The 16,018-nt window shown below is 68.2% G+C and carries 12 protein-coding genes; 5 read left to right on the top strand and 7 right to left on the bottom strand.

The window, feature by feature from the left end; genetic code table 11:
* Positions 1-116: 116 nt before the first annotated feature.
* A complete protein-coding gene (locus D457_RS0102635) occupies positions 117-1,418 on the bottom strand; it encodes a L,D-transpeptidase (RefSeq protein WP_026116258.1) in 1,302 nt (433 codons plus the stop codon).
* Positions 1,419-1,749: 331 nt separating this feature from the next.
* Here D457_RS0102635 and D457_RS0102640 point away from each other — a divergent pair, with 331 nt between their 5' ends.
* From D457_RS0102640 to D457_RS0102650, 3 genes are all read left to right on the top strand, one after another.
* A complete protein-coding gene (locus D457_RS0102640) occupies positions 1,750-2,073 on the top strand; it encodes a DMT family transporter (RefSeq protein ID WP_017579088.1) in 324 nt (107 codons plus the stop codon).
* 32 nt (positions 2,074-2,105) lie between these two features.
* Positions 2,106-2,699, top strand: a complete 594-nt coding sequence (locus D457_RS0102645; protein WP_017579089.1) for a TetR/AcrR family transcriptional regulator — start codon at positions 2,106-2,108, stop codon at positions 2,697-2,699.
* Between the two features lie 157 nt (positions 2,700-2,856).
* Positions 2,857-3,459, top strand: coding sequence for an NUDIX hydrolase N-terminal domain-containing protein (locus D457_RS0102650; protein WP_017579090.1), 603 nt, complete (start codon positions 2,857-2,859; stop codon positions 3,457-3,459).
* A gap of 50 nt (positions 3,460-3,509) precedes the next feature.
* Here D457_RS0102650 and D457_RS0102655 read toward each other — a convergent pair whose 3' ends face one another.
* The 6 genes from D457_RS0102655 to D457_RS0102680 all read right to left on the bottom strand — a co-directional run bounded on the left by D457_RS0102655 (position 3,510) and on the right by D457_RS0102680 (position 13,901).
* The gene (locus D457_RS0102655) at positions 3,510-5,531 is read right to left on the bottom strand and encodes an ABC1 kinase family protein (RefSeq protein ID WP_017579091.1); all 2,022 of its coding nucleotides are present in this window, start codon (positions 5,529-5,531) and stop codon (positions 3,510-3,512) included.
* A 556-nt stretch (positions 5,532-6,087) separates the two neighbouring features.
* Entirely contained in the window at positions 6,088-7,704 is a 1,617-nt protein-coding gene (gene dacB, locus D457_RS0102660; protein WP_017579092.1) for a D-alanyl-D-alanine carboxypeptidase/D-alanyl-D-alanine endopeptidase, read from the bottom strand.
* A 213-nt stretch (positions 7,705-7,917) separates the two neighbouring features.
* Positions 7,918-10,176, bottom strand: coding sequence for an ABC transporter ATP-binding protein (locus D457_RS0102665; protein ID WP_026116259.1), 2,259 nt, complete (start codon positions 10,174-10,176; stop codon positions 7,918-7,920).
* Positions 10,173-11,096, bottom strand: a complete 924-nt coding sequence (locus tag D457_RS0102670) for an ABC transporter permease (RefSeq protein ID WP_017579094.1) — start codon at positions 11,094-11,096, stop codon at positions 10,173-10,175. The genes D457_RS0102665 and D457_RS0102670 overlap by 4 nt, the downstream gene beginning before the upstream one ends.
* On the bottom strand, positions 11,089-12,099 hold the full coding sequence (locus D457_RS0102675) for an ABC transporter permease (RefSeq protein ID WP_017579095.1): 1,011 nt from the start codon (positions 12,097-12,099) through the stop codon (positions 11,089-11,091). The genes D457_RS0102670 and D457_RS0102675 overlap by 8 nt, the downstream gene beginning before the upstream one ends.
* A 92-nt stretch (positions 12,100-12,191) precedes the next feature.
* The gene (locus tag D457_RS0102680; RefSeq protein WP_026116260.1) at positions 12,192-13,901 is read right to left on the bottom strand and encodes an ABC transporter family substrate-binding protein; all 1,710 of its coding nucleotides are present in this window, start codon (positions 13,899-13,901) and stop codon (positions 12,192-12,194) included.
* A 663-nt stretch (positions 13,902-14,564) separates the two neighbouring features.
* Between D457_RS0102680 and D457_RS0102685 the strand changes: the two genes are divergently transcribed.
* The gene (locus tag D457_RS0102685; RefSeq protein WP_017579097.1) at positions 14,565-15,038 is read left to right on the top strand and encodes a hypothetical protein; all 474 of its coding nucleotides are present in this window, start codon (positions 14,565-14,567) and stop codon (positions 15,036-15,038) included.
* A gap of 158 nt (positions 15,039-15,196) precedes the next feature.
* Positions 15,197-15,811, top strand: a complete 615-nt coding sequence (locus D457_RS0102690) for a rhomboid family intramembrane serine protease (RefSeq protein ID WP_017579098.1) — start codon at positions 15,197-15,199, stop codon at positions 15,809-15,811.
* The last annotated feature ends 207 nt before the right edge of the window (positions 15,812-16,018 follow it).

A 16,018-nucleotide genomic window follows, 5' to 3' on the forward strand; every position in this document is an offset into this window, starting at 1 on the left:
TGCGGCCCGAGGGCCAGCGGGCAGCGGAAAGGGGCGCCGCGGTGCTGTTCGCACCGTGACGCCCCTCGCGTTCGTTCCGGGCCTACGCGCCCCGGACCGTGCCCGCTACCTGAGGGTCACAGGTCCTCGCCGTGCACGGAGCCGGGCGTACCGTAGCTGGTCATCTGCGGCTCGCTGGTCTCACTGCCCTCGAGCCACTCGTCCCAGGACTTCTGCCAGTAGCCCCAGCCGTTGTCCCACTCGAACTCGCGGTCGGTACCGGTGGTGTCGAGGATGTCACCCATCAGGGTGTTGTCGAAGAACCACTTGGCGTCGTCGTAGCGCATGTTGGTGCAGCCGTTGGAGGTGTTGGCCGAACCGATGTTGCCGTTGGCCGACATCTCGTGCACGAACTCGCCGCTGTTGGAGGTGCGCACCGCGTAGTTCACGTCCACCCGGTAGGAGCCGGGGGCGTCCTCGGGGATACCGACGGTCGCCGAGTCCATGGTCAGCTGCGTGTAGCGCTCCATCAGCACGTGGACACCGGTGGTGGTGGTATCGAAGCGACGGTTGGCCGCCCCGTTGCTCACCTCGATGACGCGGTCCTCTTCGCCGTCGATCTCGATGACCATCTCGTGGTCGGGCACGTGCATGGTCGCGATGAGCTCGCGGCCGATCTCGAAGTTGATCTGGTAGTTGCGCACACCGAAGACACCCTCGGAGGCCTCGACCCCGGCGAGGTTCAGGTCGACGGTGACCTCCTGGTACGCCTCCCAGTACTGCTCGGGCCGGAAGACCGCCATCTGGTCGGTGACCCAGTTCCAGGCGCCAGCGACCTCCTGTTCGGCGATGACGTTCATGGAGTTCTCCACCTGCGCCTTGTTACTGACCGGCAGGTCGAAGTTGATCACCACGGGCATGCCGACACCGACGGTGTCACCGGAGCTGGGGAAGTTGGAGACGAGTTCGAGACGCTGACCGGGAACCGCGTCGTGAGTGGTGAACTCGGCGCTGAACTCCGTCTCCTCACCGGACCCGTTCTCGGCCGTGGCGGTCACCACGACCTCCGAGCCGGGGCGCAGGTTCCAGTCGCTGACCCACTCGGTCTCGTCCTCGTTGAGGGTGCCGGTCATGGCGTAGAGGTCGCCGTCGTCGTCGCTCTCCTCGCCCCCGACCGCGGCCTCACTGACCACGACCTGGTCGACCTGGACATCGGTGATGACGCCGTGCTCGGCACTAACCCGGATGGGGGTGTTGGGGGCGATCTCCTCGGCACCGGTCTCCGGCGTGATGCTGAGCTCGGCCGGTTCGGCGTCAACGGCATCGCCGTTGCTCTGCGTCTCGGCGTCGCCGGACGTACAGGCGGTCGCGACGAGCGCGAGCGCCACCAGTCCGATGCCGAACCGACGCGTCACCGCCGGGTGGGTCTTCCCCGTCACGTCTGGACCTCCATAGCTGAAACTCGAACCCGACCTATTGCCTACTGCTCTGAAGTAAGACGCTCCCACACGGAAAAGGTTCTGAACTTTCGCGCATCGGTATGGAGCGGTTATCCGGGACGCATGCCCACCGCTCCCAGAACCGCTGAGAATACACCCAGGGGGTACGGTCCCAGCCCACCAGGGGGTGAGGTTCCGACCGCCGAAAGCGCCTCTGCTTGCCCTGCCATCATGCCCGAACTAAAATCTTGTTCGTTCGATCAGGTTTCTGGAGAATGAAAGCTGTTCACTCGATCAGGTTTCAGGCAGCAAGGAGAGAGGAAGAAGCGGTATGCCGTGGATCTGGCTGGTCGGCGCGATCCTCCTCGAGGTCTTCGCCACCACCTCGCTGAAGTTCTCCGAGGGTTTCACCAGGCTCCTGCCCTCGGTCCTCGTCGTCGTCGGTTACGCCGGGGCGTTCTACCTGCTCTCCCAGGCGCTCAGCCGGGGCATGCCGCTCGGCGTGGCCTACGGTGTGTGGGCGGCCGCCGGGGTCGCCCTGCTCGCGGTCATCGGGGCGGTCTTCCTCGGCGAATCCCTGACCTGGATGCAGGTGGGCGGAATCGCGCTGGTCATCGCCGGGGTCATGGCCCTGGAGATGGGCGGTCAGCACTGACCGCCGGACAGCTTCGGGCAGGATGGGCGAACGTGAGCACCAAGCAGCGGGTCGAGGACCCGGAGAACATCAGTGACGGCCGCCGGCGCAAGGGCGAGCAGCGGCGCCGCCTGCTCCTCGACGCCACTATGGAGGTCATCGCACGGGACGGTGTCACCGCCGTCAGCCAGCGCCGGGTCGCCGCCGAGGCGGGGGTCCCGCCCAGCACCGTCACCTACTACTACGCGACCGTCGACGACCTCCTGGTCGACACCCTCACCAGGGTGAACGACGCCTACGTGCGGGTGGTCGATGCCCTGCCCGAGGACCCGGACGAGGCCCTGCGCGGGTTCGCCGCCCTCATCGCCGAGGGCGCCGGAAGCGACCGGGCGCACGCCCTGGCTGAGATGGAGCTCTTCCTCATCGCGGCCCGCCGACCCGCGCTGCGGGAGCAGGTCGACCGCTGGACAGCGGCCGTGGACGCCTTCCTGACGCCCTACCTCCCCGATCCCGACGCCCGGGCCGGGGTGGCCGCGGCCTCGGACGGGTACTTCCTGCGCTGTTGCACCTCCAACCCCCCGCCCGACGCCGACGAGGTCCACCGGGCCCTGCGCCGCCTCATCGACCGCGAACGCGCCGCCCTCTGAGACCCCGTCGCCCCCGCAGCGAACGCCGAGGAACCCGAGCCCCAGGAACCCGACCCCAAGGAACACGGTGAACACAGCTCACCCACCCTCCGAGCACCCGACCACGGGCTCTGCGTCCTCAGATCCCCTCTCCACGGAGGGGGTCCGGCGCATCGCCATGGAGCTCACAGCGCAGGCGGAGTCGGGGCTGGCGTACTGCACCGACCGCTTCGACATCGAGCGCTTCCACCGCATCGGCGCCCTAGCCCGCGACCTGATGCAGGCCGTCACCGCCGAGGACCTGCCCGCCTACGAAAGAACGGTCGCCTCGGCTGCCGGATACACCACTCCGAAGGTCGACGTGCGCGCTGGGGTCTTCGATCCCTCGGGCAGGGTGCTGCTCGTGCGGGAGGTCTCCGACCTGCACCGGTGGTCCCTGCCGGGCGGATGGTGCGACATCCGGGAGAGCCCCCGGCAGGCGATCGAACGCGAGGTGGCCGAGGAGGCCGGACTCACCGTGCGGGCCGTCCACCTCGCGGGGGTTGTGGACCGGGAACTGTGGCCGCACACCCCGGTGTACGACAGGCACATCTACAAGCTCCTCTTCGTGTGCGCGCCGTTGGACGAGTTAGACCCCTCTTTCACCAGCGAAGAGACCAGCGAAGTAGCGTGGTTCGAGGTAGACGACCTCCCCGAGCTGTCGCCGTCGCGGGTCGTGCCCGAGCAGATCACGCTGCTGCACCGGCATTGGGCCCGCCCCGGGCCCGCGCACCTGGACTGAGCCCGGTGGCGAGGCCCCGGAACGCCGCACGCGGTCAACGCCACGAGCGGTCATCTTCGTTCGCGGTCGCCGCCGTCCCGGACCATATCCACCAGCAGCCGCAGCACGAACATTGCCGTGGTCGCCAGCAACAGCCACGCCAGCAGGTTGAGCGCCTGCGTGTGGGTGGCCAGTTCCGGCCAGGACACCCCCGGCCGCTCGGTGACGTTGAACAGCCCCACCGACATGAATCCGGTGACCACCGCCAACACGGTCATGACCGCGCGGCGCACCACCGAGCGCAGGAGCTTTCGGTCCTCGGGGTGGGCGAACATCCGAGCCTGCACGGTGAACCGGCCCTTGTGCAGCTGGTCGGTGATCCGGTCCAGCCTGCGCGGCAGTCTGCGCAGGGTGGGCAGCAAGGCGATCAGCTCCCCGGACGCCATCTGGCGCAGGTTGCCCGTGCCCAGCTGCTCGGACATCCGGGCCCCTGCGTACCGTTTGGCCTCGGCCACCGTGTCGAAGCCCGGTGCCAGGTGCACCAGCGTTCCCTCCAGGGTGGCCATCGCCCGGAAGACCGCAGCCAGTTCGGCCGGGAGCACCAACCCGAACCGGGTGACCAGCATCAGCAGTTCGGTGAACATCCGCATGCTGGCGGTGGTTCCGCCGTTCAGGTAACGCGCCATGAACTGGCCGAGCGAGCGACGCAGCCGCTCGGTGTCGATCTCCCCCGGGTCGTCGACCACGTCGAGCAGGGTGTCCGTCAGCAGCACCGCGTCGCCCCGGTCGATGGCGAGCAGCATCATCTGCAGGGCCTCCCGGGTCTGGGCGTCCAACCGGCCCACCGACCCGTAGTCCAACAGCCCCACCCCGCCCTCGTCGAGCAGCAGGATGTTGCCCGGGTGCGGGTCCGCGTGGAAGATCCCGCTCATCAGCACCTGTTCCATCAGGCAGTCCAGGAGGATGCGGGCGGTCCGCTCCCCCTCCTCCGGGGACAGGTCGCCCCCGCCGACCTGGGTCCCGTGCAGTCGCTCCATCACCAGGACACGGCGGCTGGTGTAGGCGTCGTACACCTGCGGGATGCGCACCGGGGAGTCACCGGTGGCGTCAGCGACGGCGGCGATGTTGGCCGCCTCCACCTCGAAGTCCAGCTCCTCCAGCAGCGCCTCGGCGAACCCCTCCGCCAGTTCAAGCACTCCGATCGCGGGCCCCCAATCGGTGTGCTCGTCGAAGCGCCGGGCGAGTCTGCGGATGATGTCGAGGTCGCGCTTGACCACCGGGCCGATCCCGGGCCGCTGCACCTTGACCACGACTTCCTCGCCGCCGTGCAGCCGGGCCAGGTGGGCCTGAGCGATGGAGGCGGCGGCCAGGGGTTCGGGGTCGAACTCGGCGAACACCGCACCGGACTCCCGGCCCAGTTCGCCCTCCACGCACTCACGGATCTGCTCGAAGGGCACCTTGGCCACCTCGCTGTGCAGGCGGCCCAGCTCCTCCACGAACACCGGCGGCAGCAGGTCGCGCCGGGTGGCCAGCACCTGGCCGAGCTTCACGAACACCACCCCGGCCTCCTCCATGGAGCGCACCAGGGAGCGAGCCAGGCGCCGCTGCACCGAGGTGTCCTCGACCCCCTCTCTCCGGCCGAGCACGTAGCCGCCCAGCCCGTGCCGGGCCAGGATCCACAGGATGCGCCGGTAGCGCCCCATCCGGCCGAACCAGCCCCTGGCCTCGCGGACCATGGCGACCGGCCGGACTCTGGTACCCCGGGGCAGGAGCAGTTCCAGGCCGACGAAGGCGAGCATCGCGCCCACCGCCATCGCGAAAAGCATGAGTGCCATGAACCCCGGCTGATCCATCTCGGCGGACTCGGTGGAGTTGAGCGCTTCGAAGGTGCCGTAGTAGGCCAGGATCGCGCCCACAGCGCCCACCGGCGCCCCGAACAGTGCCGCCAGGGCCAGCCTCGGCAGGTTGAACGGCACGTCCATGAGCCGGCTGGCCAGCTTGCCCAGGCCCAACAGCACCAGGACGAGCAGGATCAGCGACAGGACCTGTCCGACGACCATGCCGAACACCGAGGCGACGGTCAGCGTTTCCATGAACGCCCTTCCGAGGAGTCCGCCCCAAACGCACGTGGAGACGCACGCACGGGGACACAGGGTGAGAGGTGCAGGGTTGCAGACGCACTGCGGCGCGAGGACACCGAGGTGCAGACACAGCGTTACAGCGGCACAGCGTTACAGCAGCACAGCGTTGCGGAGGCAGAGGGTTGCAGCAGGACAGGGTTACAGCAGTACAGGGTTAGAAGGGCACAGGGTCACAGCGGCACGAGATCAGGGGACAGGGTTGCCGGGACGTGAAGACACAGGGCTGACACAGGGTTGTCTTAGAGGCGCTGGTTGTAGGAACGCGAGGCCGCGGAGACACCAGGTTCTGGGGTGCCGGGAGGATGGTGCTGCCGGAGTCCACATTGCCACCTCTGCCGCCCCGGCGGCAGTCCGTGTCCTCAGCCTGTGGATAACTCCCCGGGCCCGCGACCGGGCCCGCGACCGGGCCCGGCGGAAAGGGCCCCACGGCGAAGGGCCCGCGGGAACACGTCCCACGGGCCCACACCGCTCAGCCGTCTGATCGCCTCAGCGGGCGGTCGTCAGCTTCTCAGCAGGTCAGCTCCCAGGAGCACTCCAGCTCACCGTTGCCCGGGCCGGAGCCCGCCTCGCGCTGCGTGAACGTACCCGCCGGGGCCTGGTTGCCCAGGTACTCGGCCAGCCGGACCACGATCGCGTCCTGCACGTGCCTGGGCGCCGCGCCCGTGTGATCGTTGTTGACGACGCTGAAGTACAGCTCTGCGCCGTCCGGCCCCTGCACGTAACCCGAGAGCGCGCTGACCCCGGTCATCGTGCCGGTCTTGGCCTGGGCGGCCCCCTCCGCCGCGGTACCGCCCATCCGCGCGGCCAGGGTGCCGCCGACCCACGGGTCGCGCTCGCCCGCCACCGGCAGCGAGTGGTGCCAGACCTCGTACCAGGAGGCGTCCTGGACACTGTCGAGCAGGTCCACGACGGTGTTCGCGGTGACCCAGTTGCCCCGGGACAGCCCCGACCCGTCGTTGAGGACCAGGTCGGATGTGTCCACCCCCACCTGCTGGAGCGCCTTTTCCAGGGCGGCCAGGCCCGCCTCCCATGAGCCCTCGCCCGCGATCTCCCGGCCGATGCTCTTGACCAGCATCTCCGCGTGCCCGTTGTTGCTGAACTTCATCAGCGGGACCAGAACCTCGCCCAACGGCATGGAGGAGTGCTCGGCGACCACCCTGGGCCGGTGCCACTCGCCGGGCACCTCACCGCGGGCCACCTCGCCCTTGACCGCGACGCCGTTGTCCTCCAACGCCTGGGCGAACAGGTGCCCGGCCAGCCCAGCCGGGTCGTCCACGGTGCGCAGCGCCACCAGCGGACCGGCGTCCGCGGGCAGCGACCCGGTCACCTCGATCGTGTTGGTGCCCACCGGGCGGTCGACTACCAGGCTGCTCACACCCCCGGCCGGTCCGGTGACGGCTCGGTTGTCCAGTTCGACGTACCCGTCGGCGGCGCCCAGGTCCACGCTCACCGGGTTGCCCTGCGCCCCTGCGGTCACGGTCACCTCGGTGACACCGGTGTTGAAGCGCTCTCCGTGAGCGACCGTCAGCGCCGAGATCTGCGCCGAGTAGGCGTAGGGCTCGTCCTCGGGCCACCAGTCGTCCACGAGCCGCTGGTCGTCGAACCACGAGTCGTCGGCGTACAGGTCGCCGACCGAGGTCACCCCGGAAGCGGCCACGTCGGCTGCGATGGCGTCCAGGTCCGTCTCGGCCAGGGTCGGGTCGCCACCGCCGACCAGGTACAGCTCCGGCACGTCGCCCCGGCCCGGACGGCGCTCGACCACGGCCTCCGTCTCGAAGGTGTAGTCGGCCCCCAGCACCTCCAGCGCGGCGGCGCCGGTAAAGGCCTTGATGTTGGATGCGGGCAGCAGCCGGGTGTCGGCGTCACGCGAGTAGAGCACCTCACCAGTGTCTGCGTCGGTGACCACCACCCCCGAGGTCGCGCCCTCCAGCGCGGGGTCCTCCAGGATGGCGTCGATGTCGGAGCGCAGGTCGTCGAGGCGCTCGGTCGGGTCCGCGGTGTCGGCTGCAGCGGGCACGGCGGTGAGTGGGGCCAGGGAAACCAGAGGGGCCGTGACGAGGGCGGCCACGGCCAGCCAGCGTCGGCCGCGCTGTGGCCCCTGGCGGTGGGGGGTTGCGGAGGTCATGAGACTCCTCGGAGGAAAGTGCCGATCTGGAGCATGCCACGCGAATCTAACCGACGGTTCCCCGTTGACGCCAGAGCGTGTCCGGTGGTTCGCTGACAAAAAGGGCGCACGAGTGCGCACACACGAAAGGGGCGGGCCGGGGAAGAATCCCCGACCCGCCCCGGCGGCCGCTCCGGCCGTTGACCCGGCACCGGCTCAACACCGGCTCAGCGGTCAGATCAGTTCGATCACCTGCGAGTAGTGGCACGCGTCCCGGTGCCCGGTCCCCCGGTCCATCAGCTCCGGCGGCTCCTCCACGCACTTGGTGCGCTCGGCGTCCGAGAGCTCGTTGGCGAACTTCGGGCAACGGGTCCGGAACCGGCAGCCCGAGGGCGGGTTGGCCGGGCTGGGGATGTCACCGGTGACGGTGATCCGCTCCCGGGTCCGCTCCTTGATCGGGTCCGGCAGCGGGATCGCCGAGATCAGCGCCTGCGTGTACGGGTGCGCCGGCGCGGTGAACAGCTGGTCCGTCGTGGCCGTCTCCACCATCTTGCCGAGGTACATCACGGCCACGCGGTCCGCGATGTGCTTGACCACCGACAGGTCGTGCGAGACGAACAGGTAGGACAGCCCCAGCTCGTCCTGGAGGTCCTCCAGCAGGTTGATCACACCCGCCTGGATGGACACGTCCAGGGCCGAGACCGGCTCGTCCAGGACCAGCACCCTCGGGTTGAGCGACAGCGCGCGGGCCACGCCGATGCGCTGTCGCTGACCGCCGGAGAACTCGTGCGGGTACCGGGAACCGTGCTCGGGGTTGAGCCCCACCAGTTCCAGGAGCTCCGCCACGCGCTTCCTCGCGTCCCGATGCCCGCTCCCGTGGATGCGCATCGGTTCGGCGATGATGTCCGCGACCGTCATCCGCGGGTCCAGGGAGGCGAACGGGTCCTGGAAGACCAGTTGGAGGTCCTTGCGCAGCGGCCGCATCTTGCGGTCGGACAGGCCGTGCAGCGGCTGACCCATGTACGAGATCTCGCCCGAGGTGAGCTTGATCAGGTTCAGCAGCAGCCGCGCCGTGGTGGACTTGCCGCAGCCGGATTCCCCCACCAGCGCGAGCGTCTCCCGTTCACGCAGGTCCAACGAGATCCCGGAGACCGCCTGCACGGCGCCGACCTTGCGGCGCAGCAGCCCCTTGGAGCGGATCGGGAAGTGCTTGACCAGGTCGGTGGCGCTGAGCAGGACCTCGGGCTCGGCCGTGCGGGAAACCTCGCGGTCCGGCTCGGCGCCCAGCTCCTCCAGGTACTCCTCACGGGCCTCGGCCCCCAGCGACTCGGCCGCCTCCATCTCGGCGACGGACCCCACGCCCTCGGTGTCCACCGCGGTGGCCTTGAACAGGTCGGTCGCTTCGGCCCCCACCAGCTCCTCGCTGAAGTGGCAGGCAGCGCTGTGCGCGGTGGGGTCGTCCGTGGACTCGACCGGCACCGCAACGCTCTGCCCGTCCCCGCCGCTCTCGCCGCTGTCCTCGATGATGAGCAGCCGCGGCTCCTCCTGGTGGCACAGGTCCCGGGCCATCGGGCAGCGCGGGGCGAACCCGCAGCCCTGCGGAAGGTCCCGCAGTGAGGGCGGGGTGCCGAGGATGGGGGTGAGCCGGTCGTTGCGGTCACCGTCCAGGCGCGGCAGCGAACCGAGCAGCCCCAGTGCGTAGGGCATGCGGGGCCGGTAGAAGACCTCCTCCACCGTGCCCTTCTCCACGATGCGGCCCGCGTACATCACGCCCACCCGGTCGACCTGACCGGCGACGACGCCGAGGTCGTGGGTGATCAGCACCAGGGCGGCCCCGGTCTCCCGACGGGCCCGCTGCAGGGCGTCCAGCACCTGTGCCTGGACGGTCACGTCGAGCGCCGTGGTGGGCTCGTCCGCGATGATCACGTCCGGGTCGTTGGCCATCGCGATCGCGATCACCACGCGCTGGCGCATACCGCCGGACAGCTCGTGCGGGTACTGCTTGAGCCGCTGCTCCGGGGACGGGATGCCCACGATCTCCAGCAGCTCCAACGCCCGGTCCAGGGCGGCCTTCTTGCTCACCTTCTTGTGGGCGTGCACCGCCTCGGCGATCTGGTAGCCGATCGTGTAGACGGGGTTGAGCGAGGTCAGCGGGTCCTGGAAGATCATCGCGATCTTCTGCCCCCGGACCGCGCTGATCTGCTTGTCGTTGAGCCCGAGGATCTCCTGGCCCAGTACCCGGACCGAGCCCTCCACCTTCGCGTTCCTGGGCAGCAGGCCCATGATCGCCATGGAGGTCACGGACTTACCGGAGCCCGACTCGCCCACGATGCCCAGGGCTTCGCCGCGGCGAAGCCGGTAGGAGACCTCCCGGACCGCGGGCAGCGGCCCGTCCTCGGAGGGGAAGGTGACGCTCAGGTCGGTGACCTCGAGCACCACGTCGTCGGTGTCCGCCACGACGGTGTTTCCTTCATTCGTGTACTCAGTCGTCATCGCCGCACCTTGCTCTGTCGTGGGTCGAGAGCGTCCCGGAGACCGTCACCGATGAAGTTGATCGTCAGACAGATCAGCACCAGCAGCACACCCGGAGGGTAGAACAGCCACGGACGCGTGGACACCGCCGTACGGGCGCTGCCGATCATCTGGCCGAGCGAGATGTCCGGCAGCTGGATGCCCAGCCCCAGGAACGACATGCCCGCCTCGGCAAGAATGGCCACCGCGACCAGCAGGGTGGCGGCGACGATGATCGGACCGGCCGCGTTGGGCAGCAGGTGCCGCAGGATGATCCACGGTGCCGAGGCGCCCGAGGCGCGGGCGGCCTCCACGAACTCCTGTTCGCGCAGGGACAGCACCACACCGCGCACCACGCGGGCGATGGACGCCCACGAGAAGATCGCGATGATCACCGCGATCGCGGCCCAGTTCGTACCGGCGCCGCTGTTGCCCGCGATCGCCGCGGCGGCGACGAGCAGCGGAACGATCAGGAAGATGTCGACGATCCGCATCATGAACGCGTCGACCCGGCCGCCGTAGTAGCCGGCGGTGGCGCCCCACAGGGAGCCGACGGCCGTGGAGACCAGCGAGACGGTGAAGGCGACCTTCAGCGTCTGCTGGGCCCCGCGCATGAGCTGGCCGAGGACGTCGTGTCCGGCGGCCGAGGTGCCCAGGGGGTGGGTCCAGGACGGCGACTCGTTGCTGGGGATCTCCCGGTAGACCGTGTGGTCCCACATCCAGAGGAAGGGGCCGACGAACGCGAACAGGACGATCAGGACCAGGATGAACAGGCTGATCATCGCCGGGCGGTGTCGGCTGAACCGGAGCAGGACGGTCTGGAGCTGGGTGCGGTCGGCGCTGCTCTTCGCCTTCTTCGCCGGGTCACGGCGCGCGCTTGTGAACATGCCGTTCTCACTCATAGCGAATCCTCGGGTCCAGCACGGCGTACAGCAGGTCGGCGATCAGGTTGGCCAGGATGACCAGCGTGCCGCTGAGCAGCAGCCAACCCATCAGTGCGAAGGAGTCGTTGTTGTCCACCGCGGTGATGAAGAAGTCACCGAGACCGCGCCACTGGAAGACCACCTCGGTGAGGATGGCCCCGTCGATGACGCCCGCGACGCCGAGGGCGACCACGGTGGTCAGCGGGATCAGCGCGGTGCGCAGGGCGTGGCGGCGGATGACCGTGTGGTTGCGCAGGCCCTTGGCCCGAGCCAGCCGCACGTAGTCGCTGTTCATGACTTCGAGCATGGAGGTGCGCTGGTAGCGGCTCCATGAGGCGAAGCTGATCAGCATCAGCACGATCGTCGGCAGGGCCATGTGGGCGAAGGCGTTGAGGAACTGGTCCCACAACGGTTCGCCCTGGGCTCTGAACCGCCCGTCACCGATGGTGGCGAAGACCTGTTCGCCCACCATCAGGTTGAACTTCACACCCGCGGCCTGCATGATGCCGGCGAACCAGAAGGTGGGCATCGCCAGGGCCAGGAAGCCGATGAAGGTGAGCGTGTAGTCGAGCTTGGAGTACTGGCGCAGCGCGCTGATCACACCGGTGATGATGGCGAGGCCGAGGGCGAAGACCATGGCCGCGCCGACCAGGCGCAGGGTGGTCCACAGGCGCTCGGCGATGTTCGCGCCGATGTCGTAGTTGGGCCCCTGGGTGGAGGGGCCGAACTCGCCCTGGAGCAGACCGATGTCGCCGTTGCCGCCGATCCCGGTCATCCACAGCCAGTACCGCTCCGGCATGGAGCGGTCCAGGTAGAGGCGCTCTTCAGCCTGCTGGAGAACGGCCTCGGTGGGCGGCGGCTGGGCCATCCGGATGTCGGCCAGCGGATCACCGGTGACGTCGATCATCACGAACGTGAGGACGGATGCGAGCAGCAGGACGGGTATCGCGCCCAGGAGTCGTCGCATCGTGTAAACGAGCATGGGAGTGATCCTTCAGGGGTGGACGAGGACCGGCCCGGCCCCGGGGGTGTGCCCCGGGGCCGGGCCTGCGGTACTCACCGGACTAGTCACAGCTAGTCGGCGAGGTCCCACTCACCGATGTTGTAGGTGGCGCGGTAGCTGGACTGCAGGTTGTCGTGAACGTTCACGAGGCGGTCGGCGTTCACGAAGAAGTAGTTGGGCTCCGCCATGATCGGCAGGACGTAGGCCTCAGGGACCACGATCTCCATCGCCTGGTTGGAGGCCTCGGCCGCGGTGTCCAGGTCGGAGGCGTTGATCGCCTGTTCGGCCAGTTCGTCGACCTCGTCGTTGGAGTAGCCGCCGAAGTTGCTGCCGCTGCCGGAGTGCCAGAACTGGTCCGCGTTGCCGGTGAAGTACGGGGAACCCGACCAGCCGAACTGGACGATGTCGTACTCGGCCGCATCGAGCATGCCGCCGAGGTCGTCGGTCATCTCGATGTTGGCGGTGATGCCGATCTCGGCGAGCTGGGCCTGGATCAGCTGGACCGAGGTGTTGCGGACAACCGTGTCGGTGCTGCGCAGGCGGAACGGGCCGATCTCGTCCCCGTCCAGGGTGAGGGTGTCATCGTCGAGTTCGTAGCCCGCGTCCTCGAGGATGCTCTGGGCCTCCTCGATGTCACCGGTGCCCTGGCTCTCGCCCTCGAAGTGGTCGACGTAGTACTCGCTGTCGTTACCGAAGACGTGGTTGTTCTTCAGCTCGTACTCCGGGTAGCCCCCACCGAAGTTCCGGTTCGCGATGTCGTCGCGGTCGATCGCGGTGAAGATGGCGCGGCGCAGCTCGACGTCCTGGAGCTGCTCGTTGCGCAGGTTGAGGTCGATGTGCTCCCAGACGGCACCTTCCTCGACGGTGACCTCCGCGTTGGGCAGGTCCTGGATCTCGAGGATGACGTCCTCGCTGTACTGGGCAGGGTTGGCCCCGTCGATCTCACCGTTGACGAACGCGTTGGCGAAGGTGCCCTCGTCGGTGTTGTACATCATCGTGATGCGGTCGAGCTTGGGCTCGTCACCGAACCAGTTGGGGTTCGGCTCCTTGACGACCTCGTTCTCCAGGTCGCCGTCCACAATCATGTACGGGCCGCCGGACCACTCGGGGCGCTCGTCGTGCAGCCAGGTGTAGTACTCGCCCAGGTCGTCCGCGTCGTCGACGTCCCAGCCGTTCTCCTCGGCCAGGTGCGCGGGCAGGAAGCCGCCGGACTGGCTGTGGGCGTCGAACAGGCTCATCCACTCCGGGTCGGCCAGCCCTTCCTTCAGCTGGAAGGTGGCGGTCTTACCGTCGGCCTCGACGTTGTCGACCTTGTCGAAGCTGGTGGAGGCGCGGGGGTCGCAGCCGCCGCAGTAGCCCTCGTCGGGCGAGGTGCCAAGCATCCAGGAGACGCGGAGGTCCTCACCGGTCATCGGCTCGCCGTCGCTCCAGACGGCGTCATCGGCGAGGGTGATCTTCCACTCGAAGGGGCCCTCGTCGGGGTCGTCGTTGATCAGCTCGGGCTCTTCGGCCAGGACGTTCAGGTCGTACTCGTACGTCGCGTCCGGCTGCCACTGGCCGGTGTAGGGCAGGACACCGGAGAGCATCTGGATGACGTAGACGCTGCCGCCCGAGAGGCTGGTGGCCTGCCAGGCACCGGGCAGGCTGTTGATCACCCAGGTGACCTCCTTGGAACCACCGTTCCCGCCGTCACCTCCGCCGTCACCGGAACAGCCACTGGCCACCATCACCGCTGACGTCGCCGCGGCAGCGAGTGCCAACGTCTTTCGACGCTTGAACATAGTCACACCCTTGATCACTCATGCGAACTGGCTACGGGGTCGATGCCGGTCGGGCACACCCCGCCGAAACTAGGCGATTAGTCAATTAGAAGACCATTGAGCGAAATGTCTGTATAGCCCCAATGCCGGATTCGTGACACATCCGCAACCGGTTCGCGCTCATGCCCGGTCACACCCGACACGAATCCCCAACACACCGGAAACACGCAGGATGCCCCCACATCACCCCAGGTCAAGCGAACACCAAGCGGGGAGGCCAGGCTAACCAGATACGGACACCCAGGAAAAGCATTGCGGGCCGATCGAGGCCCCCCACCACCAAAGGGAGAAATGTAAACGACGTTTAACTACAATTTCGACGCGCGCGACCACTGAGAGAGAAGCGGACATATGACCACAAACACCTCACAACGACCAATATCCACTCCCAGTACACCCCTCGCCCACCCAAAGACGGACTACACTTCGTAGAAAAAATTCATGGGATGACCCCATGGCCACTTCTTTAAAAGCACCAGGGGACGAAAAACATCCGTGCGCGCGTCCCGAACCCCACGCACGGGCCGACCGAAACCGCGAATCCTGCTCCCACGAAGCGGATAGGGTTCCCAGTGACGACTCCCGTCACCCTCAGCGCCCCGCCCAGCGAGAGAGGCATCCACCGTGTCCGAATCGGTCCGCCTGGTCTGCCCTGCAGGCCGCAAGTACGTGGAGCTATGGGGCGGTTACGCTCTGGTGGCGCTGGGCGCCGTGGTCGCGGTCAGCGGCTCCGGCCACTGGGCGAGCATCATTCTGGGCGTCATCCTCATCCTCGGCGGCGCCACCGCGGCCTTCGACGGCCACCGGATCAAAGCGCCGATTTTGGAGGTCTCCGAGGACGAGTTCCGCTACGAACGCGGGAGCTACGTCGTGCGGGTCCCCTTCAACGAGATCGGCTCCTACTACGTACTGCCCGGGCGCATCCGCTCCCTGGGCCTGTGCGACCACACCGGGCGCCCCAAGCGCTTCCCGTCGCTGAAGAGCCGCCGGACCTCGCGCACCTACCTGCCGCTGACCGGGATGACCAACCCCGCCAAGGTGGAGTCCTTCATGGCCGTGGCCGGAATCCCGCCCCGCAAGCGCTCCCTGACCGCCTGAAGCCCGCGCGGACCTCCTGCAAGCCGTGCGCGCGGCGCCTGTCCGGGCCGACCGCTCACCGCCGACACGGCACTCATCTGTGAACACAACAGATCATTTCGCCCACACGCGCCCCGTGGACATACCACCACAAGGCTGATTCATCTAGGCTCGATGGGGTGAAGCAGTCCAGAATCACCGCCATCCTGACCGTAGCGGGGATGCTCGCGGCCATGTGGGTCTTCGAGATCCTCGACACCCCTCTCGGGGGCCAACTCGACCGGCAGTTCGGCATCCAGGCCGGTAACACCGACGCACCCTGGACCGTGCTGACCGCACCGTTCATGCACGGCAACTTCGCCCACCTGATCGGTAACTCGCTGCCCTTCCTGGTGCTGGGCTCACTCGTCGCCTTCAGCGGCCTGGGCCGGTTCCTGCTCACCACGCTGATCGTGGCCGTGGTCAGCGGTATCGGCGTGTGGCTGTTCACCGCCAACGGCGTCGTCACGGTGGGCGCCAGCGGACTGGTCTTCGGCTACTTCGGGTACACGGTGCTGCGCGGCATCATCGAACGCAAGACCGTCGACATCGTCATCATGATCTGCGTGGTCATCTTCTACGGAACGATGATCTGGGGGGTCCTGCCCCAGCACCCCGGTGTCTCCTGGCAGGCACACCTGTTCGGCTTCCTCGGCGGCCTCCTGGCCGCCTACGTGCTGCCCAAGCGCGAGAAGCCGGGCCAGATCAACCAGGGAAGCATCGGAGGGGCCCAGGGCGGCTACTACGCGCCCTGAGGCCGCACCGACACGGCGGGGCCGCCTCCCGGAAGGGGGAGGACGGCCCCCCGCTTCGTATGCGGTGGTCAGAGTCGGCTACGCGGAACCGGACGCGCAGAACCGCGCGGCCAGAGCGCGAGGGCTCAGAACTCCAGGCCCTCGGCGTCGTCCATCAGGGTGCGATCCAGGAACAGGGGGTTCTGCGCGAGCCACTGGCGGGGGGCC

The sequence above is a fragment of the Nocardiopsis valliformis DSM 45023 genome, assembly GCF_000340985.1.
Taxonomy (GTDB): Bacteria; Actinomycetota; Actinomycetes; order Streptosporangiales; family Streptosporangiaceae; genus Nocardiopsis; species Nocardiopsis exhalans.